Source organism: Flavobacterium sp., assembly GCF_965277525.1.
Lineage (GTDB): Bacteria > Bacteroidota > Bacteroidia > Flavobacteriales > Flavobacteriaceae > Flavobacterium.
In genome coordinates this window covers 435173-458493 of sequence record NZ_CBDIDC010000009.1, presented here as the reverse complement: position 1 = coordinate 458493, position 23321 = coordinate 435173, and the positions used below count along the sequence as shown (strand labels likewise).

The following is a 23321-nucleotide window of genomic DNA, read 5'->3' as shown; positions in this document are numbered from 1 at the left end:
GGAAATAGTTTTAAAACAAGTAAATAAATAGTAATCAACAAAACAATTCAATTCAATGAAAAAGATTTTTAGATTAAGTTATGTTACAATTCTTGCGAGTGTACTTTTAATCACTTCATGTACCAATGAACCAACGCTTGCGAGCGATGAGAATTCAGCGAATGCAAAAACTATTTCAAAAACCGGTAAATCGGTCCTAAGCAGCGGAACTAAAAAACTGCTTATTATAGGTATCGACGGCTGCCGCGGCGATGCTTTGATGGGAGCTAATACACCAAATGTTCACGGATTACTTCCTAATTCGGTTTACAGTTTTGATGCGCTAACCGAAGCTCCAACCTGGAGTGGAAACGGTTGGTCGACAATGCTGAGCGGAGTTACCCATTTAAAACATGGCGTAACAGACAATTCATTTTCAAGTCCAAATTTTGGAACTTACCCAAGCTTCCTAAAACGTCTTGAATCCTACAATGCAGCTTTAACAACAATGGCTATCGTACATTGGGCACCAATCAATACCTATATTGTAGACGGTATTGATGTGGAGAAAACTTTAACAACAGATTTAGCGGTTAAAAATGAAGTGGTTGCTGCCTTAACAAACGATAATCCTGATGCTTTATTCCTGCATTTTGATGATGTAGATCATGCAGGTCACAGCTACGGATTTTCGCTAAACGTACCGCAATATAAATCTTCAATAGAAACTACAGACGGTTATATTGGCGAGATTTTGACAGCACTAAAAAGCAGGCCTAATTATGTCAATGAAGACTGGCTGGTTATCGTTGCACCCGATCACGGCGGAATCGTTACAGGTTCTACAGGATCGCACGGAGGATCATCTTATGATGAGCGAAATATTTTTACGATCTTCAATAATAAAAATTTCACTGCGACTAAAATCGAAAAACCGGTTGATCCTACAACTTCGATTACAGGTAAATTTGCCAATTTTAATTCGAATAGTATTTATGCTTCGACAACTAATGCACTTTACAATTTTGGAAGTTCAAGTTTTACGGTTGAATGCAGGGTAAAAACTTCAGGTTATTCAAGCGATCCGTCTTTAGTTTCTAATAAAAACTGGGCAAGTGGTAAAAATCGCGGATTTGTGATTTGTGCTAATACAGGAGGAACATGGAAAGTTAATATTGGTGATACTCAAAATCGGGTAGATATTTCAGGAGGTGCCATCAATGATGGGAAATGGCATCATTTAGCATTGGTAGTTGATCGTACTGCTAAATTGGTAAAAACATATCAGGACGGTGCTTTTGTGGGACAAGCTGCGATTGTCAGCACATTTGGAAGTTTAACTTCCGGATTACCTTTTGCAGTAGGACAGGACGGAACTTTGACTTATGGCGCAAACGTAAACGGAAATATTGCTGAAGTCCGTGTTTGGAATAAAGCTTTGTCAGAAGCTTCGATTCTTAATTATACCTGTTCATCTGTTACTGCTTCTCATCCTGATTATGCTAATCTTATAGGATATTGGAAGGGCGATAACGGTTCAGGAAATTCTTTTACGGATTCGAGTACAAAACAAGTTGCTCTGACCTTTACGAATACACCAGCCTGGACAACAAGTACAGCGACGTTAAAATGCGGGACTGCTAGCGGAGTGGTGCCAAAAATGGTAGATATTGCCTATTCATCACTGCAATGGTTTGGTGTGCCAATCAATTCAGGATGGTTATTGGATGGACGTTCCTGGCTTCCTGCAGGAAATTAAACCATTTTAGAATTTGTGTTTATTGTTTTTTTTTGAAGGTTATCTCCATTTTGGAGGTAACCTTTTTTATTATGGATATCGGTTAATTTTTTTAGTTATTACTTTCAGAATAAAAATAAAGTACCAGCATGATACAGTTTTCCTGAGTTCTGTTTTCAGGTACATGAGGAAGTCTTCCGTTGAAACATAGTGAATCACCTTCGTTTACAACTACTTCAACATCATCAATAATATACGTTACGCTTCCTTTTATAATATATTTGAATTCCCAGGCATCAGTAATAACCTTTTCACGCTTACTATCCGGTTCAACTTCAAGAATTACAGCTTCAAAACCAATAGAATTAATACTTTTACTGAAGATATGATAGTAATTAAAACCCTTTGTTTCTGACCGGTCTTCTTTTTCTATCTTTTGATAATCTTCCTTTTTTATGTGAATAAATTTGGCATTTTTGATGTTTTTCACTCCCTCAAAAAAAAAAGTAACATCAGTATCCAAAGAGTGAATAAGTTCTATTAAAACAGGAAGAGATGGGATCGTTCTGCCATTTTCAATTCTTGAAATCAGTCCATTGCTTACTCCGGCTCTATTGGCTACTTCATGTATCGTTAAGGCACTTTTCTTTCTGATTTCTTTTAACCTTTTTCCAATACCAATTAAATAATCTTCCATAATATTACATTCACTTTAAAAGGTAAATATAATACAATTAGACTTAATGCTTTTTAATATAATGTGCGCAATCTTTAGAGAATAGCTTTTTATGCTATTATTTGATGTTGCAATAGTATTGAGCAGATTATAATATGTTACCATTAAATTAAATTATAGTTAACTGCCTGTCTGTATTTATATTTTAAAATAATTAATCCTGAAATTTACAATTGTATTGATACAAAGTATAAACAAATTTCTCTTATAATACTACCTCATTAAACGTGCAAAACTATCTTATCCCTTCAGAATTATCATGGCTTTCTTTTAATAACTGTATTTTAGATGAAGCAGAAGCCGCCAATAATTCACTTTATGAACGAATTAAATTTTTAGCCATTCACTCTTCTAACCTGGATGAATTTTTTAGGGTTAAAATCAGAAAACTACTGATTAAAAATTCAAAAAAAAATAAAGATTTACTGGATAAAATTTTAGCTGAAGTAAATCTTCAGCAAAACAGATTTGGTACAATTTGGAAGAATTCAATAGTACCTGAATTAGCGGCTAATAATATTGTTTATTATGAAAATCAAGAGCTTTTAGAAGAGCATCTGCAGCAGATCGAATATTATTTTAAAAGTATTATTCTCTCTTATATACAGGTCATTCATATTTCAATAAACCATCCTAAAACTTATTTCTTAAATAATCGCAGTTTATACTTTTTAGTAAAAATAAAAGATACTATGGGGAATTATAACTATGCTTATCTGAATATTCCTTCGGATAAACTGGATCGATATAAACAATTGCAAAGTCAGGGAGATACACATTACATTATTTCGATTGATACTATAATAAAGAATTGTTTATCGCTTATATTTCCATCCGGAAAAGTTATTTCTTGTAATGCTATAAAATTAAACCGGGATGAAAATTATCTGATAGAAGATGAAAACTCAGGAGATTTGATAGCAAAAATTGAAGCAAAAATAGAAGAACGCAAACGAGGTTCATCAACAAGGTTTTTGTATGATTCTAATATGGATTCTGAAACAATTTCGGTATGTAAAAAAACTTTCCGACTTAAAAAAGAGGAAATGATAAAAGGAGGAAGCCATCATAATTTTTATGATTTATTCAGGTTTCCAAATCCTGTTAAACCAACTCTTCAGGGAGCAGATTATCCTGGTCTCAAACATTTGCCTTTTGAAAGCAGCAAGTCGGTTTTTGAAATTATTGACAAACAAAATCAATTGTTGCACTTTCCGTATCAATCCTATTATTATGTACTTCAGTTTTTTAATCAGGCGGCAATTAGCAGAAACGTCCTGGAGATAAAAATTACTTTATACAGGATTTCATCGCAGTCCTTAATTGCAAATGCTTTGATAAGTGCGGCTAAAAATGGCAAAAAAGTAACTGTTTTTGTAGAAGTCAAAGCACGTTTTGATGAATACAATAATTTATTCTGGTCGCGCGAAATGAAAAATGCCGGAATAAAGATTATTCAAAGCATGCCCAATTTAAAAGTTCATGCTAAAGTTGCTACGGTGACCATGAAAGACAAATACGGAAATAAAAAATATTATAATTATTTGTCAACTGGAAATTTTAATGAAAGCACGGCAAATATTTATTCAGATTTTGGTTTTTTCACTTCAGAAAAAAAATATACAGACGATCTGAAAAAAGTCTTTACATTTTTAAAAACCAAGAAAAAGACAAGCGCACCAAAACATATTCTGGCGGCAGGCTTTAACATGAAAGAAAAGTTACTGGGATTAATAGATACTGAAATAGAAAATAAAAAAGCAGGCAGGGAAGCGGCTGTATTTTTAAAAGTAAACGGAGTTGATGAAAAAGATATTATCGACAAGCTTATTAAAGCAAGCAGGGCAGGTGTTGAAGTGACATTGATAGTGCGCGGAATCTGTACTTTATTGCCGGGAATTAAAGGTGTGAGCGAGAATATAAAAATCTACAGGATTGTAGATATGTTCCTGGAACATTCCAGAATTTACAAATTTGCAAATAATGGGCAGGAAAAAATCTATTTATCATCAGCCGATATGTTAAGCCGAAATTTAAACAGAAGAATAGAAGTTGCTTTTCCGCTGTATGATGAAAAACACATTGCCGATATCAATACCATTATCCAGTTACAACTGGAAGACAATACAAAAAGAAGAACCATAAACAGTGAAGGAAGGAATGAATTGGAAATTGTAAATATTGATTTACCAAGACGTGCACAAACCGAAATTTATGATTGGCTTGCAGTGTAATAAGGAATAATTTTAAGTGAAGCTATTATCTTTATGGAAAAAGCCTGACTACAAAGTCAGGCTTTATTATAAAAATGTATTTTAATGCTGGAAGTAATGCGTATTTTATTTAGTGTATTTTTTTCTTAGAATATTTATTTCCTTCGGTCCAATTCCCATTTCCTGCTGTAAAAAGTTTTCTACACTTCCGTATTGTGTTTTGATACCTGCAAAAAACAAGCGGATAAGTTCTGGTTTTAATGCCATTTCATTTTCTATCTGCGCTTCAGTTAAACCGCTCATTTTTGCAAGCGGTGCCATCATTCCTTTATTCATTTTTTTAAGATATACATTTGATGCCACATAATCTTCTTCGATCGTTTTCTCTGGAACATTTAAAGTATATAAGAATAATGCTGTTGCCATACCGGTACGATCACGTCCGCCGGTGCAATGATACATTATCGCTTCTTTTTTATCTGTAGTCAATAATTTTACAAATAAGGGACGAAATCTGTCACCAGTATATTTTACAGCATCTGAACCATAAAATTTTTCAAGAAAACCTCCTTCTTTCAAAAGCTTAACCATTTGTGCCGGATTAGGAATACTATCACTTCCTGCAGGACTTAAAGTATAATCAGTATTTTGCGGCAAACGGTCCGGAGCAGCTTTCGATTCAGCCACACCTCTAAAATCAACAACAGTATGAATTTTCTTTTTATCTAAAAGTGCTATATCTTCATTGGTCAATTTATCAATTCCGGCGCTTCTGTATACTTTTCCCCATACAACCTCTTTTCCATCTGTAGTCTTATATCCGCCTACATCTCTAAAGTTTAATGCGCCTTTTACAGGAACTAATCTTTTAATACTGTCTGTTAGCTGAGCGTTTGCCAATGTTTGTACCAAAATGGCAGCTATAATTATTGTTTTTTTCATTTTTATATTTGATTAATTTATTTGTTTTAAAATATGTCATAACGTATTCCTGCCTGACCTCGGCTTCCGTACCATTCCTGTGAAGTAATACGGCGTTTATCATTCCCCATAAACATTTTTACAGGAGAATCGCTCAGGTTATTTAACTCTACAAATACTTTAAGTTTTTTGTTAATATTTACCGTTGCAGAAGCATCAATGGTAAAGTTAGAATCTGTCCAGATGTAATAATCAGGACCTAATTGCTGATTAATCGTTTCTACTGATTTTCCGCGGTAATTACCTGCAAGGCGAACCATTACACCGTTTCGTTCATAAAAAAGGATAGCGTTAAATAAGTTTTTAGATTGGTTTGGCAAACTTGTTTTATCATTATAAACACTAGTTCCGTTAACGCGCGGTACTTCTGTATTGGAGTCGATAAACGTGTAGTTGAATTCTACTCCAAATCCGCTCCAGAAACCGTTAAGGAAATCAAATCTTTTATTGATTCCGGCTTCAAACCCAAATAAAGAGGCTTTATTTAAATTTTTTGCCTGCGTAACCAAGTAATCACTGCCATCAATATTCTGCATGCTTACATCTGTAAAAACGACATCGGTAATGTTTTTGTAAAAAGCACCGCCGGATATAATTCCAACATTGTCAAAATAATATTCTCCCATAAGATCATAATTATTACTGAAAGTAGGCTTTAAATCAGGATTTCCCTGTGTAATTGTCTGAGGTGATGAGGTTGTATTTGTTGAACTTCCAGGGGTCATGTCTCCAAAATTCGGACGAACAAATGTGCGTGTATAAGCAGCACGAAGATTTGATTTGTCGCTTAATTTGTATTTTAAATGCAGCATAGGAAGAAACGAATTATAATTGTTTTCTACCACAGATGGACTCAGCGTTATTACGGCAGGAGTTCCTTGTGTAGTTGCTTTAGTACCGTTTAAAGTCATAGAAGTATACTCGTTGCGCAAACCTCCAACTATTTTTAAGTTATCTGTAGCATCAATTTCGGCCATTGCATAACCTGCAATTACATTTTCATCACCTGTATAAAAAGAAGTCGCATTTGTTTTGGATGTAAAATCCATAAATCCGTTAGCAGTTTGAAAAGACTGTCCGTACATATTAAACAACTGATCTTTAGTCAATGGGTTTACAATAAACGAGCTGAAATCTCCATTCATGTTTTCGAAAAACTTACTTCCACTTGGAAAACTAGTAGTCTGCAATCCTGAAAGCGGAACTAAAGCCGGTGAATTTGGAATTCCGACAGCGGCTCCCGGCAGATAAACAAAATTAGACCCGTAAGTATTTGTTCTGTCTTTATGACGGTATTTGGCACCAAACTTCAGGTTTACTTTAGAACTCGCTTCTACCTTTAAATTAATTTGTCCAATCTGATCTCTCTCACTATTATCAAGTTGCGCAATTACCAATTGATTTAATAATAGTTTTGAAGGATCCATTACTTCGTTTGGATTTGCAAGGCCTGTTTCAAAATGATCAACAGTACCACCAACTCCGTTAGGAGAATCAAATCCCCAGTAACGTTTTCCATCACTGGAAAGATCATTAAAACCGCCTGTTATTTTTTGACGGAAAGTAGCAATAGGAAGTCCTTTGTTGCCGGAAGTTGGAGGAGTATCCAAGTAATATTCTGATTTATGATTGCTGTAACTCCAGTCCAGTTTAAATTTTTCATTCATTTGATGTTCACCACCCACTTCAAAACCATTTAGTGCCGTTTGATAATGAGAATATCTGTAATTGTATTGAAAACGGGAATTGGTATAATCAATATAAGATTCATAAACAGGACGGATATCATCAAATTTATTAGCCATTCCTCTAAAGAATATCTTATCAGAAGAAGTAAGTTTGTATTCAGCACCTACATTTAAACCTTTAGTTTCGCGCTCTCCCATATAACGTTTAAAAAGCACAGTATTAAGCGATTTTTTTTGCTCCGCAACAGTTGCACCGGTATTATAAGTGGCAGCAAATTCATCAGATCCCCATTGTCTGCTCCAGATCGCTCCGGAAACAATTACGCCAAGCTTGTTATTGAAGAATCGGTCGCCATAAGTTACAGACGCATTATAAGTACCGTTTTCGCTAAAGGTGTTGTAGCCTCCTGCAGCACTTATATTCAGCACACGTTTAGTTGGCGCTGTGCGGGTAATAAAATTAATTGATCCGCCAATTGCATCTCCCTCCATATCTGGTGTGATAGCTTTTGCTACCTGAACATACTGAATCATTTCAGAAGGAACAGCATCCAGAACAGAAGAACGATTCCCCATAACATTTGAACTAGGCAGGCGATTTCCGTTAAATAGGGTAGAAGTCCATGCAAAAGGAGTTCCTCTGACAGTTGCCTGATCGGCCTCGCCATGATAGCGGGCAACTGCTACACCCTGCATACGCTGTACAGCTTCTGCGGCATTACGGTCCGGTAATTTTCCAATTGCATCGGCGGCCATAACATCCATAATAGCAAGAGAATTTTTCTTGATGCTGTACGCTTTTGCCTGAGAAGGAGCCATAGTACCTTTGACTACAATTTCCTTAAGTGCTGCCGAACCATCCGGTGACATCTGGATTAAACCAAGGTCATTTATCCCTTTTACAAGAGTTACGGTTATAGATTTTGTTTCAAAGCCTATATAGCTAATCTCGATAACAGCTTCTCCTTCTGTTGGTGCAGTTAATGTAAAGGCACCTTGTAAATCTGAAATGGCTGAATTATTAAATGTTTTTCCGGCAATATTGGCTGTAGGCAATGTACCTGCATCGCTGGTAACAACTCCTTTTATAGTCTGCCCATAATTAGATATGATAGAGCAAAGTGTAAAGATGGCAGTGAAAAGTGTTTTTTTAAATATCTTTTCCTGCTTAAACAAAGATTTTAAAATAATTTTTGGTGTCATGTTTTGTAGTTTTTGTGCAAAGATTGCTTCGATTTAAACTACAAAACGACTTTGTCGAACTAGAACTACTTTTAGAAAGTGTCAAACTTTTGATTTATTATTAAGTTGTTGGTTTTTAAATAATTAAGTTTTGTTATTAAATTGTTATCAATCAATTTTTTTGCATTTACCAAACATTAAATTAACAGCCTGATACTACTTTAGCACAAAGATTTTACGATGAAATACATTATTGCCATTGGAATATTTCAGGCGCTCCTGGCAGCAGTTTTACTACTGAGAAGCAGGTACCGAAAAAATGCAGATGATTTGCTGATTTCCTTAGTTGTGTGTATAGGACTGCATCTCTCTATTAAGTTTTTCATTTTTACTTTTGTCCAGGATCAGCAGGTACTCAATATGCTCAATACTTTTATCGGCTTTTGTTATATACCTTTATTGTATTTGTATACTTTAAAGACCATTCGCCCTGAATTTGTAAGTGCTTCAAAATGGTACGTTTTTATTCCCTTTGTAATTGGGGCCATAGGTTATTTCTCCACCGTTTGTGTTTTATCGGTTACATCGCCAAATGCCTATTTAGTTCTGTATTGGTATAATACTATTAGTCTTTATACACTGCTTCCACTGGATATCATATTTTCATTGGGCATTATTTATTTAGCAATTCATAAGCTGCCAAGAAACAGTCAGGAGAAAAAACTCATTGTGCAGCTTGCGTCTCTTTTTTTAAGTATCGGAATATTGAGTGTTTTATTTATAATTTTTAGTCCTTCCATTTTTTCTCTAAGTTATGTAAGCCGATCTGTTATTTATACACTTCTTGTTGTAATTACCATTAGAATAATTACCTATAAGCACGGAGTGATTGCGGAGCCAGTTGCAACTAATTTAAATGATGAAATCTTATTATCGACATCAAGTTATAATGAGGCTGCCGAAATAATATCAGATGTTAATCGTTCCTTGCCCCATAATGTTGTTGAAAATATTTTAATGATCGAAAAAGAAACATTGAAGCCTCAAAGGCGAAAAGAAATTTTAAGCCAGAGTGAAATGTTTAAGATATTACTAAAGCTTGAAAAAGCGATGGACGAAGAGAAGTATTATAGGAACAGTGAATTAACACTAGATGAGCTTGCAAAACTTACTAGTATTAATAAATATCATATAAGTGAAACATTAAATCATTTCGTAAATAAACCATTCTACACTTTTATAAATGAGTACAGGGTCGGATATGTAAAAGAGCAATTGAAGAGTTTGTCTGAAAAAAGCAGCAATATTAATATTCTTGACCTTGCTTATGAATCTGGTTTTAATTCAAAATCCTCATTTAACAGGTATTTTAAAGAGATTACAAGTTATACACCAAGGGATTATATAAATTTAATTGCTGCAGAATTAGTGGTGTAACAGTATTCCAAAGCTTTTTATTTTTTTTATTATTTAGAAGTCTGATTCTATTTGAAACAGACTCATTGACAAGATTTTTTATTTCAATATAGGGAATATTTTGCATTGAGGTGACTGAAATTTTACTCTATTTATTTTTTAAAAAAGAAATAAACTCCAGTGTAGCTTCTTAAACTAATGATAATCTATTATAGTAAATGGATTGTTAATATTAATAAAAGGTAATGTTGAAATTGCCATAACTTATGCTTGCATATTAAATTGTTTTTTTGATATAAAAATTTTTTTATGGAAAAGAACAATAATTTAGGCAGAAGAAGGTTTCTTAGAAATTCTTTATTGGCTGCCGGAGGAGTTTTCATCGCTCCGCTTATTGAAAGCTGCAGTGATGATGATAAAACCGATAACAGCGGTGCGCCCGATGGAATGAAAAATGAAGGGTTTGAGACAGGAGTAGCCAGTTTTGACCCGACTGAAACAGGAGTGATTATCTGGACAAGATATTCGGCAGGTTCAGATGCTGAAATTACCTGGGAGTTAAGTAAGGATGCCGCATTTTCTGAAGTAACAAGAAAAGGGCAGGCCGCAGCATCTTCTACAAATGATTTTACAATAGCGGTAGATGTTCAGAACATCACTTCAAATACAAAATATTATTATAGATTTTATAATGCCAAAACCAAACAGGTAACTGTTACCGGAGAAACACGCACGCTGCCGTCTAAAACAGATAGTGTAAATGATGTAAAAATGGCTGTTGTTTCCTGTTCTAATTTTCCGGCAGGACTTTTTAATGTGTATGGAGCAATTGCTTCTTCGGATGCCGATGTAGTTGTTCATCTTGGAGATTATATTTACGAATATGCGCCGGGACAATACGGAACAAATCCTTTTACCAACGCACTGGGCAGAGAACATAAACCAGCCAGAGAGATTCTAAACCTCAGCGATTACAGAGAAAGATACAGACAATACAGAGGAGATAAAAATCTTCAGCTTCTTCATCAGAAAAAACCTTTTATATGCGTTTGGGATGACCATGAGTTTGCTAACGACACCTATAAATCCGGTGCAGAAAATCATCAGCCGTCCGAAGGAGATTTTCAGATGCGAAAAATGGCTGCTTTTCAGGCTTACAGCGAATATATTCCGCTTAAAACAGGAAAAGATCTTAGAATTTACAGAAGTTTTAATTTTGGTAATATTCTTTCGCTTTATATGATGGATACCAGAGTTATAGCCAGAGATAAGCAGATGAGCTATGCTGATTATATTGATAATGTCGGAAATTTTGACCAGACAAAATTTAGAACAGATTTGTTAAGCACCAGCAGAAAATTAATTGGAAACGAACAAATGACATGGTTGGGATCACAAATAAGTGCAGATACCGCTAAATGGAAAGTATTGGGCCAGCAGATCCTGATGACAAAAATGCTGATTCCTGCAGAGCTGTTGTTGCTTTTGAACCAGGTTTTGGCAGAAGTAGATCATTTTGGAAGTGCACAGCAGGCAACCATGCAGGCTCTTATTGGTGCAATCTCTCAACTTGTTGTTATTAAAATGAGACATCAACAAAATGATCCTTCTTTAACGGCTCAGGAAATTGCGAGAGTTACGACAACTTTGCCTTATAATCTGGATGCCTGGGATGGTTATTTTGCAGAAAGGGAACAATTGTATGCGATACTTTCCGGAAAAAATGTTGTGGTACTGGCCGGAGATACTCATAATGCCTGGATGGGTAAACTTACCGATATGCAGGGTAAGTTTATAGGTACTGAAATAGCCTGCAGTTCTGTTTCATCGCCAGGACTGGAAGGGTATCTTGGCATTACCTCAGACCCTGCAAAAGCGATAGAATTAGCACAGGCATTTACAGTGCTAATAGATGATTTAGAATATGCAAATTTGTATAAACGAGGATATACCTATCTTAAATTTACATCATCCGGTTCTGAAGCGGAATGGCGATTTGTAGAAAGTGTAACGGCTGAAACTATCAATACGGTTACAGAAAAAAAATACACTATAGCCTAGTTGATCAGGCAGGGACTGAAATTTTTTCGGTAATGCCCAACCACTAAATAAATGGAAACTATACATTAAATCGGGACAGGAGTAATCCTGTTCCGATTTTTTATATCAGATGATCTGTCCTGAACACCTTTAATAGCAGTGAAATTATTGAAAGAATATTACATAAAAAAAGGAAACAGAAAATAAATGCTGTTTCCTTTTTTTATTAGTTTTTTTGTGAAACCGGGATCTATTTACCGCTTGAAGCCGTAATTTTACCTAACTGCAGTCTGTAATCCGGTCTTTTTGCATTGTAGATGTCAACAAAAGTTTCTTTGTTATCCGTGTGGGAATACACATTAAAAAAGATACTGTTACCGTACCAGTTTTCTAAATCTGTATTGTCAGTCTTGTTTTCTGTAAAGATATTGCCGCTGCATTGATTAAAGAACATCTCTTCAAATTTGATTTTTTTCAGGTTAACCTCATTGATCTCAGTTTTACTGTCAATAAGAACTGCGGGATTAAAACCGGAAACTACGCTCCTTTTTAATTCCAAAGAGGCATTTTCAGCAACATACACAGCTTCTTTAACCAAACCTGCCTGAATGTCTGCTGTAATATTTTCACTGTCGTTTAGCATTGTCATATTTGAAGCACTAACCAATGTGGGTTTTTTGGTGAAGTCTGTTTCGTTTTTCTTTTCGTATGTTCTTACTTCCAGACATCTGGATCCGTCTTTGTTGCTTGATAAATAAGAGGATCTCACAGCTAATGAATTATACAATCGGCATTGGATTCCCTGCGTAAATTTAAAATCATCATTAATAGATTTGTAGGATACTAATTGAGATGTGTTTACATCACCTCCGTAGAAAGCAAATGAATCACCGCCGGAGTAACTTACCATGATATTCTCCAAAGTGGTTTTGTTTCCCACTCCTGCAATGGTCAATCCATTAAAAGCATCCATTCCTTTCACCTTTTTACCGGCAAATTCAATTCGTACATATTTTAATACTCCTGAATTTGAAGCGGGGTTGTTCCCGCCATATACAGTAAGTGCCGGATCAAGATCCATGCTGTAAGAACCGGCATTGCCAAATTTATTGATTGGGGCATCGCCAAGAATCACTACGCCTCCCCAGTCACCTGATTTTTTCATGCTTTGGTTTGAGGTAAATACAATAGGGTCTGTTTCCATTCCTACTGCCATAATTTGGGCGCCTTTTGTGATAACAAGGGTGCCTTTTGAAGCAAAATCTCCAATAATTATTGTACCAGGCTCAATTGTGAGCACTGCATTATTGGTTACATATACATTTCCCTGAAGTATGTATACATTTCTTTTGAGCAGTTTTGTATTTTCAGAAATATTTCCGGCTAAAATTTGATTTGCATCTTTGGAGTCGGCCTTTTGAGGCTTGAATTCTGTCCAGTTATCCAGCCAGTTGCTGTATCCTATAATTCCTTTTTCCTGCTGAGCGCTTGCGCCGGCTGCTGTGAGCAGCACGCAGATCATTAGCGTAATTTTTTTCATAGTTTGGGGCTATTAGGTATTATTCTTTAGACATCTGCAAAACAAATTATAGTTAATAACAACAGTTTTTTGTAATCTCCGATAATCAATCTCCAACTTATAGCAGTTTAAAATGATAGGGCAAATTGCTGCGGTGCCTGTTACAAATATAGATAAACAAGTTGCAGCCTGCACAGGGATTTACCCATATTTAACATGTGAAAGAGAAAATTTAACAGTGCAGCTAATATTACTTTCAACTTATAATGAGTGTGAGTCTTGAAGGCTGTGAAACATTTAGGAGCACATTCTTATGATTATCAGAGAATTTAAATGTAGAATCAGTCCGTAAAAAAGATATTGTGGTAAAATTCTTTTTATAAATTGTAAGTTTTTATTTGCTTTTTCGTGTAAAATAAATTTTATTCATGAGAAAAGCTGTTTATGGCCGCTTCAACGCGGTGTTTTAAAAGCTTAACATTGGAAAATATATTTTAATATTACATTTGTTTACAATTTGGTAACAATAAGATAATCTTTTAGTTAAATGTTTGTCGAATTTGTGCAAGCAGGATAATTTTTGAATTAAAATATAAATACAAATGAGCAAAAAAAGTCCCGAGGAAGGATTTAATGATCTGAAAGACAATAACAATAGTAATCAGGCAGTGAATACCCCTGAAACTACTGCTACTGAACTCTCTTCAGCAGAAATTAAAGAAACAGAAGTTCAAGATATTGTCACTGAAGATTTAAAAATCAATACCGAAGAACCATTAAAAGAAATTTCTGAAGAAAAAGGAAAATCAGAAAAGAATAAACTTAAAATAAAGAAGATGAAGGAAAAAGAAAAAGAGAAGAAATCAGGAAAGAAAAAAGAAAAAGCCAAAAAGAACAAGAAAGATAAAAAGGCAAAATTAAAAGCAAAGGCAAAAAAGAAAGACAGGGCCCAAAAAGCTAAAAATAAAGCCAAGGCAAAGAAAGTTGCCAAAAAGAAAGCGAAAAAATCTAAGTCAAAAAAAGGTAAGAAATAAGACTTAGCCCTTGCGGGAGCAGGGGCTTTTTATTGATATGCCAAATCTGTTTTAGATGAAACTGATTATCTATTAATTCTTTGTTATTAAAATCAAGTAAAAACTCCTGGGTTTTTATCTAATCGTAAATAAAAAGACACTATCGGCTTCATGGTTCCTGCACGAGCCATGAACTCAAGTGGTATGTTAAGTTTGTAACAGCGGTGATTATCGGATTCGATATTTACCTATTTTTGTTTTGAAATGTATAATTGTAAACTACAACAACCAAATTAAAATGGAAATCTTAAGTTTTTTAAAGCCTAAAAAAAAGAAACGCTTTGTTTCTGAAAATGATTTTACAGCCAATAAGGAGAAACAATTCCGTCTTTCAATTGAATCACTTGTGAAACTTCGCGATGCCAGTGTTGAAGAGGAAGATGAATTAAAAATTGATTATTTCTTTTACACGGATACTTTGGAGAAATCCCAAAAAATGGAAGAAGAAATCCAAAAACTGGGTTACATCGTCAATCACGGTACTGCTTCCCATGATAAAAGCCTTTTCGTAATATCAGGCAGAACCACAGAAATGAAAATGATGCATGAAACCTTAAAGGAGTGGATCGCAGATATGTGTGAGATGGGATACAAGTACGACTGCAGCTTTGACAGTTGGAAAATTGTGAAAGGATCGGAATAAAGCACGAAGCTTTTTAAAGACATTCCACTGTAAAAGGCTGTCGCTTTATTTTTTTACCATTGCACAGATCTTTATACAATGTAATTTATAGAAATAGGTAATGAAAACAATCCAATTCAGAACAGATGATCTTACCCAGTATACAGTTAACATTTCTCAAATTACCTGTATCTTTCCCTACGACGAATCACAGGGAACCTGGGTGTGCCTAAGCTGCGGCACCAGGCTTAAAACAATGCTTACCCTTGATGTTATACTGGAGATGATAAGGCAGGCGAATGAAAAATAAGCCTTTTCTTTTCACACCAGGCAGTATGGATACAACTAATACTAATATTTTTAGAAGAGGATATTAATTCTTTTTCGAATCTTGATTATTCACGATATTACATCAATCCTCGTAACAAAAGCTTTGATCAGGTAGGATTTCACCCAACATCGGTAGCGCGGTTCAGTTGATAGGATGTTATAATTCCGGCACTTTTTTAAATATTTACTAAATAAATTATTAATTATGAAATATGTTAAATTACTGCTGTGCATTGTTTTGTCTCTTTGTTTACAAGGCTGCCCTGGCGAGCCAGATGAAGCTACTGATGGCAGTTTTACTATTAAAAACACTTCAAATGAAATTATGTACGTCTATTATGTTACTTCAACTTCTGAAATATTGCCTAATTATTTTGCAGTTCAGCCAAGTTTAATTATCAATATTGCAGGTTCATGGAATGAAACCTTTGGAGATAGTTATTTCGAGAAAAATAAGAAGTTATGGGTTTTAATATTCAAAAAATCTACAGTGGAAAATCATACATGGCAGGAAATAAAAGATCAGGGAATTTATGACAAACGATATGAATTAACATTTGATAAATTAAAATCCATGAATTATGAAATCATATATGATGGTAATTAAATTTTCTTTTAATTAAGGGCAAAAGCAATTATTTGAAGTATTTTTTCATGAATTGTAAATGCTTCTACTTATATTTCAATTGTTTTTCAAGTGCATTCTAACTTATCTAGATATCTAATATTAAAAATTTATTTCTGGGGCTGAAATTCACTTTTGGTTGAATAATGTATCTTTTAGCCTCAAATAATATTATCCCGAATCCTTTTTTAAGCGCAATGAAAATAGGACTTCACAAACGCCTCGAAAAACAACAGCCATTGTTATACTTTTATATTTAGCATTCAGCTGCAGTTTCGAACCTAAATTCGGTAGGCCTTGATTTTGATCGATTTATTGTTATCAAAAACACCATGCGACACGATTATGCCACAAAATTTGTTCAGGTGAAATATTTTTAAAAACTGCCTTAATTTTTTGTGGCAAAAAAGGTATCCACTCCAAGATTTGCTTCCTATATATAGGAGCTGTCTTTGATTGGCTTTATGAATTTGGCTTGGATGTCCTGTTGGGATTAAACTGTTATAGATCAATAGTTATTTACAGCAAGGTTCAGAATCAATTTGCTAACTTATGTGGGTATTTCTGATACAGATCGAAAATTGTTTGCAGAAGCCAATAACCTCTATGAAAGATTGATCTTATATGTTTTTTCAATTTGAGAAGAAGCGTGTGTTGGTGAAAGCTGTCCAATTTGAAATACTTTTTCAATAAAGTCAATACTTTCATCCACGCAAGTATTTTCATTTTTCAAGTGGCTTGCAAAGTGGTTTGTTATTTTTTGAATAATCCTGGCGCTGATTAAATCAACCTGAGCGACATCAAAATTGCTTGTTTTCTTTCTCTGAATAGCCAATTCGCTTGCCACAATATCATTAAGTTTAGCTTTTAACGCATGGATAGTTGGCGCATATTTTCGAGTATTCATCCATGTATTGAATTCTAATTTCATATCCTCAATAATAGCTTCTGCGGCTGGAATATGTTGCTTTCTTCTCTCAAGCGTATCATCTGTAACCTGAGACAAATAATCTAGATGTATTAAAGTTATTCCTGGAATTTGCGCTACATCTGGATTTACATTTCGTGGAATGGATAAGTCCAAAATCAGTAATGGTTTCTTTCTGTTAAGTAGTGCTTTGTCTATAGTTGGATTTTGTGCACCTGTTGCGACTATGAGCACATCTGTCTGTTTTATTTCTTCTTGTAAGTTTAGAAAATCCTTTACAATAACGTTTAGTTTACCAGCTAATTCGATGGCCTTGTTCTTTGTTCTGTTTATAAGGGTGATATGGGTATTCTTTGTATGTTTTACTAAATTTTCACACGTATTTCTGCCAATTTTCCCTGTTCCGAATAGTAAGATATTTTTATTTCTAATATCTTCTACATTTCTGATAATATATTGAACAGCTGCAAATGAAACAGATGTGGCACCGGATGAAATTTCAGTATCTGTTTTGACTTTTTTGCTAGCCTGTATAACCGCGTTTATTAAACGATCCAGGAATGTATTGATTAAGTCCTTGCGTTTGCTATTATTAAAAGCGATTTTAATTTGACTAATGATTTCAAAATCACCTAAAATCTGACTATCTAAACCCGTTCCCACACGAAACATATGGTTAACAGCTTCCTGATTCTTGTATATATAAGCGACTTGTTGAAATTCTTCTACCGAGCCCTTGCTGTTTTGGCAAAGTAATTTGATTAATTCATATGGATGATTGGCAAAACCATATATTTCGGTTCTATTACAAGTAGAAGTGACAATTAATGATTCGATCCCTTCTGCCTTTGCCTGCAGCAAAAGATCAGATTGTGCTTTAGTATCCAAACTAAACTTCCCTCTAATTGCTGCATCTGCTTTTTTATAACTTAAGCCTAAAGCATAAAAGGTGGTATTTTTGGACATGTTATATTTTTCCATATTATGCTCTTCTTAAAGTTCAAAAAAATATTAGTAGGTTATTGTAAAACACGATGAAACTTCCTTTAATCCTAAAGAATAATGGATTCAGACATAATTGCATTATAAGTTGCCGGCAGGATTTAAATATAAAACGCTACCTGAAAAACAGGTAGCGTTTAAGAGAAATTATTTTTGAACTATTGGAGTTCTAAGTGATTCTAAGACCGCAACAATATCTGTATAAAGCTCTGTATTTGAAGCCACACCATTTGCATTTGCAGCTGCTCCTACATATCCTTCAAATTTTGTATAATCCGCAGTACTTGATTTTGTCCCCATGCGAGGATTTTTCGCAGGATCGTGCGCAGCTACCATATTCAAACCAGAATAGGTATTTACGGCATTTGTACCACCAGTGTTAAACGAAAAGAAATCAGTCAGATTGTCTGATAGTTTAGCAATATTTGTAGACTGGGTAGTTCCTGTTTCGGCTAATACCGGGGCAAAATGCGCTTGTAGATTCCCCGCTGCATTCGACTGAACGTCGGCAACAATTAATCCTATAGTTGAATTTACCACCTTGCGGAAACTCAAACGCCCCTGCTCGATCATTTGGCCAGCGTTATCTGGATCTGAAACCATTTTAGTTCCGCCTAATCTTTCGTAAATAGATGCCTTTACAGGAGGAGTTACCGGGGCGTCATCATCATTACTACTGCACGAAGCCAGGGTTGCAGAAGCTGCGAGTAATACACTAAGTGTAATTTTGGAATAAATTTTCATAATAAAAATATTAAAGGTTAATTAAAAAAACGGTTTAGTTTTTGAGACAATCTGTAGCTCAAACTATTTTGATTCACGGGGCAAACTTCTTTGCCAGCCAAATTTTCTGGTAAAATATAACGCTGAGCATCATAATGTCCTATGGCTATCAACTGGTCAAATACTTTTTTAGAATTAGTGATCTTGTTGTTATGGAAGTAAACAACCACATTTCTTTTTACGATTATAGAATCAGAGGTTAATCCCTTGATAGATCTCAAATCTGAACATATTTGTTTGGCTTGCACCGAATCTATATTTGTTTTAAAATCAATTCGGCTTACCTGCAGATTTGGGCTTTCATAAACAGCAGGCTTAGCGGTAATAATGTGGAATAGAAAAATGGCAACAAATAGTACCAAAATGATCAATCCCGTCCAAAGGCCTTTTTTAATAAATTTGTTAATTTTCATAAAGCTGATTTTTAAAATGATTTTAGGTTTTCTAGATCATATACGAACCCTTTTTTGGCTTGGTTTTATTTAAATCGACAAAATAGTAGTTTAGATTTATTGTAAATAACAACACGCTGAATTACAGGGTTTTTTAGAAAACTCTTGCCAAATTAAACCCAAAGAAAATATCTCCCTTAGTCCAGTCTCCCGTAGTTCTTCCAAGATATCCGGCTTCATCAATGGCTTGAGAACTGGTAAAATGCATTTGAAAAACGTGTCCGCCGGTTTCCAGGTCAAAACCAATGGATAATGGATTTTTATAAATAGAATTTGACGCCCTGTTTAAGTGTGCCGCATAATCCATATTCAATGACCAGCGTTTTGCAAACTTATATCTACCGCCAAAGCCAATGGCATATTGTGAATTGCTCTGTTCGGGGTCGAGCACAAAATTTTCATGGAAAAATGATGGAACTATTTCTAAAGATAATTTTTCAGAGAATTTTCTGGAAATTAAAAGCTGGGCTACATAGGTGAGCCTATTTTTAAATTCAAGTTTAGGATATAGACTTTCCTTTAGCGTGTTGTTGATAGACAAACTATTAAACCCTGCAATAGTCACCGGAAATCCATCTTTTATTTGCGGCAATAACATATATTTTGTTGCAAAGTCATAAGCAAATTCACTTCTGGCGGCACTTATATTAATCCCCGGGGTCAATCCGTATATGAATTTTATTTGTGTGTTGGCGTTATCCAGTCCATAGAATCCCTCAAAGCCGTCTTTTATAGAACCAAACCGGTGTGCTACAACAAAATACAAATCTCCTTTTGCCGCCAGTTTGGTCGATTCGAGATTGACAATCTTCAGGGCTTTAAATGCAGATGTCACCTTTTCTTTTGTGATTGGCGCATCAACTCCGGATAATAGGTCGTCTTGCGAATAGGTTAGTAATGGAAATAAAAACAATAATAGAATGAGCTTTTTCATGTGGTTAATTTTAATTGTTATTTGTTTTGGTGTACAAGGGAGGATTGATCTATTTTAAATTCTTGTAAGAGCTCATCATATCCTAAAAATCGTCCTTTAATTTTTAGTATTCTGCCAATTGCAATGTCTTTGGGCAAACTGTCTTTGAAGGTTGCAAATATCTTTTCGCCAATAACGATTCCCTTACTGGCGGGTTCAACAGCTGTTACAATTGCAGTTACTTCAATTGTTTTGTCCTGGTATTTGGCATTAGCAAGGCTGTCATTGAAAGTAAATTCTTTTTCGAGTCCTTTAACCGTTACAGTATAATCTGCAGTTTCTGATTCGATATTCCTATGAGCTTTGTAACTGTAGAGGTAAATTGAGATCCCGGTTATCAGGAAGAGGGGAATAATAATAAGTATTTTTTTTCTCATGGCTGGTTTTTAGTATTTGGATTATCTACGTTAAAAAATACCTATTGGATTTAAATGATCAAATATGACTGTTATTAAATCTGTATGATCCATTTCACCGTATATGATTTCAAAATGCTTTAAATATTAAAATCATTTAGCCTTTCTAAAACTAAAAACCAATCCCATGAATTTAAAAACTCGTTTGCTTATTCCATCATTTGCTTTACTACTAGTAAGTTGTACAGATGATAATCCCAGTACTTTAATTGACACTCCACCAATTACCGGCGTTGCCACATACAATCAGAATGTGAAATCCATCATTGATAATAATTGTGTTGTCTGTCATGCAGCTGTTCCCAAAAATGGGGCACCTATGTCCCTGGTTACTTATGACCAGGTTAAAAATGCGGTCTTAAATCGCGGGCTGCTCAACCGGATTTCTTTAGAAAATGGAAATAGTTCATTAATGCCACAGGGAGGGCCAAGATTGCCTCAAACCACAATTGATGTTATTAAAAAATGGGAACAAGATGGATTATTAGAGCAATAATCCATAGTAAAAAACATGAAAAAAATCATAATAATGCCAATGATATTGGCCTCGTTCCTTGTTTTTTCGCAGGAAAAAATCTTAACTAAATCATCAACAATCACTTTTGAAGCCTCTGTCCCGTCTTTTCAGCCGGTTTTAGGAACCAATACCAATGTAACTTTTGTTTTAAATCCGGCAACAGGTGAAATTGCATCCTTAGCCCTTATAAAAGGATTTCAGTTTGAAATGCCTTTGATGGAAGAACATTTCAATGAAAATTACATGGAGACCGATAAATATCCGAAAGCTATTTTTAGGGGAAAAATAGAAAAATTTGATGCCAATAATTTAACTGAAGATTATAAAGATTACCTAATAAAAGGAAACTTAGAACTTCATGGGAAATCAAGAGATATAAATGCGAGCGCAAAGATCACCAGGACAGGTTCCAGAATTACCATCATTTCAGATTTTGCTGTTAATGCCAGTGATTTTGGCATTCCAATTCCATCGCTTATCAAGTATAAACTTGATGATAGAGTAAAGGTTCAAATTATTGCTGTTTTAAAATAAGCAAAAAATTGATTTTTAAACTAACATAATATAAAAGAAAACCATGAAAAAAATTATACTCTTTGCAATGCTTTATGTTTGCGCTATTGGTCTCGCGCAAGAAAAAATGATCAGTAAAGCAAGTAAAATAACTTTTGAAGCATCTGTTGCTTCTTTTGAAGAGGTTAAAGCTACAAATAACAATGTAACCTTTGTATTGAATACTACAACAGGAGAAATTGCAAGTTTAGCATTGATGAAAGGATTTCAATTTAAAGTTGCGTTAATGGAAGAGCATTTCAATGAAAATTATATGGAGAGCGATCAATACCCTAAAGCTATATTTAAAGGGAAAATAGAAGATTTTGATTTAAACAGTCTTACCAATTCTGCTAAGGATTTTACTATAAAAGGGAAGTTAGAGCTTCATGGAAAATCAAAGGATATAATAGCCAAAGCAAGGATAATGATGTCCGGATCTGGAATTAGTATTGTATCTAATTTTGCCGTAAATGCCAGTGATTTTAACATCGTCATACCAACTCTCGTGAAAAGCAAAGTTTCTAATAAAATTAATATTCTAGTTGTTGCGGTTTTGAAATGACAGATCAAAAAAGTAAGATTTATAACTTTAAGAGAAGTATACTAAACCATTAAAAAGATTTAATTTTGAAAAACCAATTATTCGCTATTTCAAAAATGGAGGAAGAAATAAAAGTTGAAAACGACTTTGCACTTATCCGTTTTCAGAATGACGGTCCAGAACCTTTTTTTACACACCGTCAACTAACCACTGATTTCATACAGTTTCATTTCGTACTTAAAGGTAACGCCAAATTTTCATTTAATAATGGTAATTATGATTTAGCACTACAAGAAGAAAAATCCTTTCTTTTATACAATCCACAAAAGGAGCTACCATTTCATTTAGAGCTTTCACCAAATTCGTGGATGATTTCTGTTATTATTTCAATTAGGAAATTTCATGCATTGTTTTCTGTTGAAGCAGATTATATTACTTTTTTAAGTCCTGATAACAAGTATAAAAATTATTATAATGAAGGTTGTATAAGTCCTTCAATGGCAGTTGTTTTAAGCCAGTTGTTCCATTATAACCTTCATCCATCCATAAAAAATCTTTATTGTAAAGGTAAAGGATACGAATTACTTAGTTTATCTTTTAACAGGAGCGAAGATCCAAATGCGCATCATTGTCCGTTTTTAATTGATGAAGGTAATGTATTGAAAATAAAAAAAGCCAAAGAAATTATCATCGCCAATATGGCTGAACCGCCTGGTTTACAAGAATTAGCCGATGAAATTGGTCTGAATCTGAAAAAACTAAAAATGGGTTTCAAACAAATTTATGGCGATACGGTTTACGGTTTTCTTTTTGACTATAAAATGGATTTCGCCAGAAAATTGCTTGACAGCGGTTCTTACAATGTAAACGAAGTGGGGTTGAAAATAGGTTACAGTACAGGAAGCCATTTCATTGCAGGATTCAAGAAAAAGTTTGCAACAACTCCAAAAAAATATCTGATGTCGATTAATACGAATGTTTAAGTTTTGTTGGCTATGAGCCTGGTGATAAT

20 protein-coding genes are annotated in these 23321 nt (G+C 34.5%); 11 read left to right on the top strand and 9 right to left on the bottom strand.

Annotation, left to right across the window (positions count from 1 at the left end; all coding sequences use genetic code 11):
- The first annotated feature begins 55 nt into the window (after positions 1 to 55).
- Entirely contained in the window at positions 56 to 1738 is a 1683-nt protein-coding gene (locus ACQY44_RS19115) for a DUF4983 domain-containing protein (protein WP_428231891.1), read from the top strand.
- A 91-nt stretch (positions 1739 to 1829) separates the two neighbouring features.
- Here ACQY44_RS19115 and ACQY44_RS19110 read toward each other — a convergent pair whose 3' ends face one another.
- Positions 1830 to 2414 carry a helix-turn-helix domain-containing protein gene (locus ACQY44_RS19110; RefSeq protein ID WP_428231890.1) on the bottom strand — a complete coding sequence of 195 codons (585 nt, stop codon included), beginning with the start codon at positions 2412 to 2414 and terminating at the stop codon, positions 1830 to 1832.
- 266 nt (positions 2415 to 2680) lie between these two features.
- Here ACQY44_RS19110 and ppk1 point away from each other — a divergent pair, with 266 nt between their 5' ends.
- Positions 2681 to 4687, top strand: a complete 2007-nt coding sequence (ppk1, locus tag ACQY44_RS19105) for a polyphosphate kinase 1 (RefSeq protein WP_428231889.1) — start codon at positions 2681 to 2683, stop codon at positions 4685 to 4687.
- 105 nt (positions 4688 to 4792) lie between these two features.
- Here the strand turns inward: ppk1 and ACQY44_RS19100 are convergent, their stop codons facing one another.
- Together ACQY44_RS19100 and ACQY44_RS19095 are read right to left on the bottom strand one after the other, a co-directional pair.
- Positions 4793 to 5608: a tyrosine-protein phosphatase gene (locus ACQY44_RS19100; RefSeq protein ID WP_428231888.1), complete on the bottom strand. Its 816-nt coding sequence runs from the start codon at positions 5606 to 5608 to the stop codon at positions 4793 to 4795.
- A 26-nt stretch (positions 5609 to 5634) separates the two neighbouring features.
- Positions 5635 to 8538, bottom strand: coding sequence for a TonB-dependent receptor (locus ACQY44_RS19095; RefSeq protein WP_428231887.1), 2904 nt, complete (start codon positions 8536 to 8538; stop codon positions 5635 to 5637).
- Positions 8539 to 8757: 219 nt separating this feature from the next.
- On the opposite strand from ACQY44_RS19095, the gene ACQY44_RS19090 reads away from it, so the two are divergent.
- Both ACQY44_RS19090 and ACQY44_RS19085 read left to right on the top strand, forming a co-directional pair.
- Positions 8758 to 9954: a helix-turn-helix domain-containing protein gene (locus ACQY44_RS19090; protein ID WP_428231886.1), complete on the top strand. Its 1197-nt coding sequence runs from the start codon at positions 8758 to 8760 to the stop codon at positions 9952 to 9954.
- Between the two features lie 288 nt (positions 9955 to 10242).
- A complete protein-coding gene (locus tag ACQY44_RS19085; RefSeq protein WP_428231885.1) occupies positions 10243 to 11994 on the top strand; it encodes an alkaline phosphatase D family protein in 1752 nt (583 codons plus the stop codon).
- Positions 11995 to 12223: 229 nt separating this feature from the next.
- Here ACQY44_RS19085 and ACQY44_RS19080 read toward each other — a convergent pair whose 3' ends face one another.
- Positions 12224 to 13513, bottom strand: coding sequence for a hypothetical protein (locus ACQY44_RS19080; protein ID WP_428231884.1), 1290 nt, complete (start codon positions 13511 to 13513; stop codon positions 12224 to 12226).
- A 647-nt stretch (positions 13514 to 14160) separates the two neighbouring features.
- On the opposite strand from ACQY44_RS19080, the gene ACQY44_RS19075 reads away from it, so the two are divergent.
- The 3 genes from ACQY44_RS19075 to ACQY44_RS19065 all read left to right on the top strand — a co-directional run bounded on the left by ACQY44_RS19075 (position 14161) and on the right by ACQY44_RS19065 (position 16124).
- Positions 14161 to 14526 (top strand): hypothetical protein, encoded by a 366-nt coding sequence (locus ACQY44_RS19075; RefSeq protein ID WP_428231883.1) that lies wholly within the window; start codon positions 14161 to 14163, stop codon positions 14524 to 14526.
- A 277-nt stretch (positions 14527 to 14803) separates the two neighbouring features.
- Positions 14804 to 15208 (top strand): ribonuclease E inhibitor RraB, encoded by a 405-nt coding sequence (locus tag ACQY44_RS19070; RefSeq protein WP_428231882.1) that lies wholly within the window; start codon positions 14804 to 14806, stop codon positions 15206 to 15208.
- A gap of 514 nt (positions 15209 to 15722) precedes the next feature.
- Positions 15723 to 16124 (top strand): hypothetical protein, encoded by a 402-nt coding sequence (locus ACQY44_RS19065; RefSeq protein WP_428231881.1) that lies wholly within the window; start codon positions 15723 to 15725, stop codon positions 16122 to 16124.
- A 622-nt stretch (positions 16125 to 16746) separates the two neighbouring features.
- Here the strand turns inward: ACQY44_RS19065 and hemA are convergent.
- The 5 genes from hemA to ACQY44_RS19040 form a co-directional block, all read right to left on the bottom strand.
- Positions 16747 to 18051, bottom strand: coding sequence for a glutamyl-tRNA reductase (gene hemA, locus ACQY44_RS19060; RefSeq protein WP_428231880.1), 1305 nt, complete (start codon positions 18049 to 18051; stop codon positions 16747 to 16749).
- Positions 18052 to 18219: 168 nt separating this feature from the next.
- Positions 18220 to 18816, bottom strand: coding sequence for a hypothetical protein (locus ACQY44_RS19055; RefSeq protein ID WP_035688600.1), 597 nt, complete (start codon positions 18814 to 18816; stop codon positions 18220 to 18222).
- 17 nt (positions 18817 to 18833) lie between these two features.
- A complete protein-coding gene (locus tag ACQY44_RS19050; protein ID WP_428231879.1) occupies positions 18834 to 19268 on the bottom strand; it encodes a hypothetical protein in 435 nt (144 codons plus the stop codon).
- Between the two features lie 133 nt (positions 19269 to 19401).
- Positions 19402 to 20241 carry a DUF5777 family beta-barrel protein gene (locus ACQY44_RS19045; protein ID WP_428231878.1) on the bottom strand — a complete coding sequence of 280 codons (840 nt, stop codon included), beginning with the start codon at positions 20239 to 20241 and terminating at the stop codon, positions 19402 to 19404.
- A gap of 17 nt (positions 20242 to 20258) precedes the next feature.
- Entirely contained in the window at positions 20259 to 20657 is a 399-nt protein-coding gene (locus ACQY44_RS19040; RefSeq protein ID WP_428231877.1) for an OB-fold protein, read from the bottom strand.
- Positions 20658 to 20823: 166 nt separating this feature from the next.
- On the opposite strand from ACQY44_RS19040, the gene ACQY44_RS19035 reads away from it, so the two are divergent.
- From ACQY44_RS19035 to ACQY44_RS19020, 4 genes are all read left to right on the top strand, one after another.
- On the top strand, positions 20824 to 21192 hold the full coding sequence (locus ACQY44_RS19035; RefSeq protein ID WP_035688608.1) for a hypothetical protein: 369 nt from the start codon (positions 20824 to 20826) through the stop codon (positions 21190 to 21192).
- A gap of 15 nt (positions 21193 to 21207) precedes the next feature.
- The gene (locus ACQY44_RS19030) at positions 21208 to 21747 is read left to right on the top strand and encodes a YceI family protein (protein WP_219071036.1); all 540 of its coding nucleotides are present in this window, start codon (positions 21208 to 21210) and stop codon (positions 21745 to 21747) included.
- Positions 21748 to 21790: 43 nt separating this feature from the next.
- Positions 21791 to 22330: a YceI family protein gene (locus tag ACQY44_RS19025; protein ID WP_428231876.1), complete on the top strand. Its 540-nt coding sequence runs from the start codon at positions 21791 to 21793 to the stop codon at positions 22328 to 22330.
- Between the two features lie 95 nt (positions 22331 to 22425).
- Positions 22426 to 23292, top strand: coding sequence for a helix-turn-helix transcriptional regulator (locus tag ACQY44_RS19020; RefSeq protein WP_056251080.1), 867 nt, complete (start codon positions 22426 to 22428; stop codon positions 23290 to 23292).
- The last annotated feature ends 29 nt before the right edge of the window (positions 23293 to 23321 follow it).

What these genes read in the sequence shown, in the direction of transcription:
- ACQY44_RS19115 (WP_428231891.1), top strand. Translation starts at nt 56, where the DNA reads ATGAAAAAGATTTTTAGATTAAGTTATGTTACAATTCTTGCGAGTGTA.
- ACQY44_RS19110 (WP_428231890.1), bottom strand. Translation starts at nt 2,414, where the DNA reads ATGGAAGATTATTTAATTGGTATTGGAAAAAGGTTAAAAGAAATCAGA.
- ACQY44_RS19100 (WP_428231888.1), bottom strand. Translation starts at nt 5,608, where the DNA reads ATGAAAAAAACAATAATTATAGCTGCCATTTTGGTACAAACATTGGCA.
- ACQY44_RS19095 (WP_428231887.1), bottom strand. Translation starts at nt 8,538, where the DNA reads ATGACACCAAAAATTATTTTAAAATCTTTGTTTAAGCAGGAAAAGATA.
- ACQY44_RS19090 (WP_428231886.1), top strand. Translation starts at nt 8,758, where the DNA reads ATGAAATACATTATTGCCATTGGAATATTTCAGGCGCTCCTGGCAGCA.
- ACQY44_RS19085 (WP_428231885.1), top strand. Translation starts at nt 10,243, where the DNA reads ATGGAAAAGAACAATAATTTAGGCAGAAGAAGGTTTCTTAGAAATTCT.
- ACQY44_RS19080 (WP_428231884.1), bottom strand. Translation starts at nt 13,513, where the DNA reads ATGAAAAAAATTACGCTAATGATCTGCGTGCTGCTCACAGCAGCCGGC.
- ACQY44_RS19070 (WP_428231882.1), top strand. Translation starts at nt 14,804, where the DNA reads ATGGAAATCTTAAGTTTTTTAAAGCCTAAAAAAAAGAAACGCTTTGTT.
- ACQY44_RS19065 (WP_428231881.1), top strand. Translation starts at nt 15,723, where the DNA reads ATGAAATATGTTAAATTACTGCTGTGCATTGTTTTGTCTCTTTGTTTA.
- hemA (WP_428231880.1), bottom strand. Translation starts at nt 18,051, where the DNA reads ATGGAAAAATATAACATGTCCAAAAATACCACCTTTTATGCTTTAGGC.
- ACQY44_RS19055 (WP_035688600.1), bottom strand. Translation starts at nt 18,816, where the DNA reads ATGAAAATTTATTCCAAAATTACACTTAGTGTATTACTCGCAGCTTCT.
- ACQY44_RS19050 (WP_428231879.1), bottom strand. Translation starts at nt 19,268, where the DNA reads ATGAAAATTAACAAATTTATTAAAAAAGGCCTTTGGACGGGATTGATC.
- ACQY44_RS19045 (WP_428231878.1), bottom strand. Translation starts at nt 20,241, where the DNA reads ATGAAAAAGCTCATTCTATTATTGTTTTTATTTCCATTACTAACCTAT.
- ACQY44_RS19040 (WP_428231877.1), bottom strand. Translation starts at nt 20,657, where the DNA reads ATGAGAAAAAAAATACTTATTATTATTCCCCTCTTCCTGATAACCGGG.
- ACQY44_RS19035 (WP_035688608.1), top strand. Translation starts at nt 20,824, where the DNA reads ATGAATTTAAAAACTCGTTTGCTTATTCCATCATTTGCTTTACTACTA.
- ACQY44_RS19030 (WP_219071036.1), top strand. Translation starts at nt 21,208, where the DNA reads ATGAAAAAAATCATAATAATGCCAATGATATTGGCCTCGTTCCTTGTT.
- ACQY44_RS19025 (WP_428231876.1), top strand. Translation starts at nt 21,791, where the DNA reads ATGAAAAAAATTATACTCTTTGCAATGCTTTATGTTTGCGCTATTGGT.
- ACQY44_RS19020 (WP_056251080.1), top strand. Translation starts at nt 22,426, where the DNA reads ATGGAGGAAGAAATAAAAGTTGAAAACGACTTTGCACTTATCCGTTTT.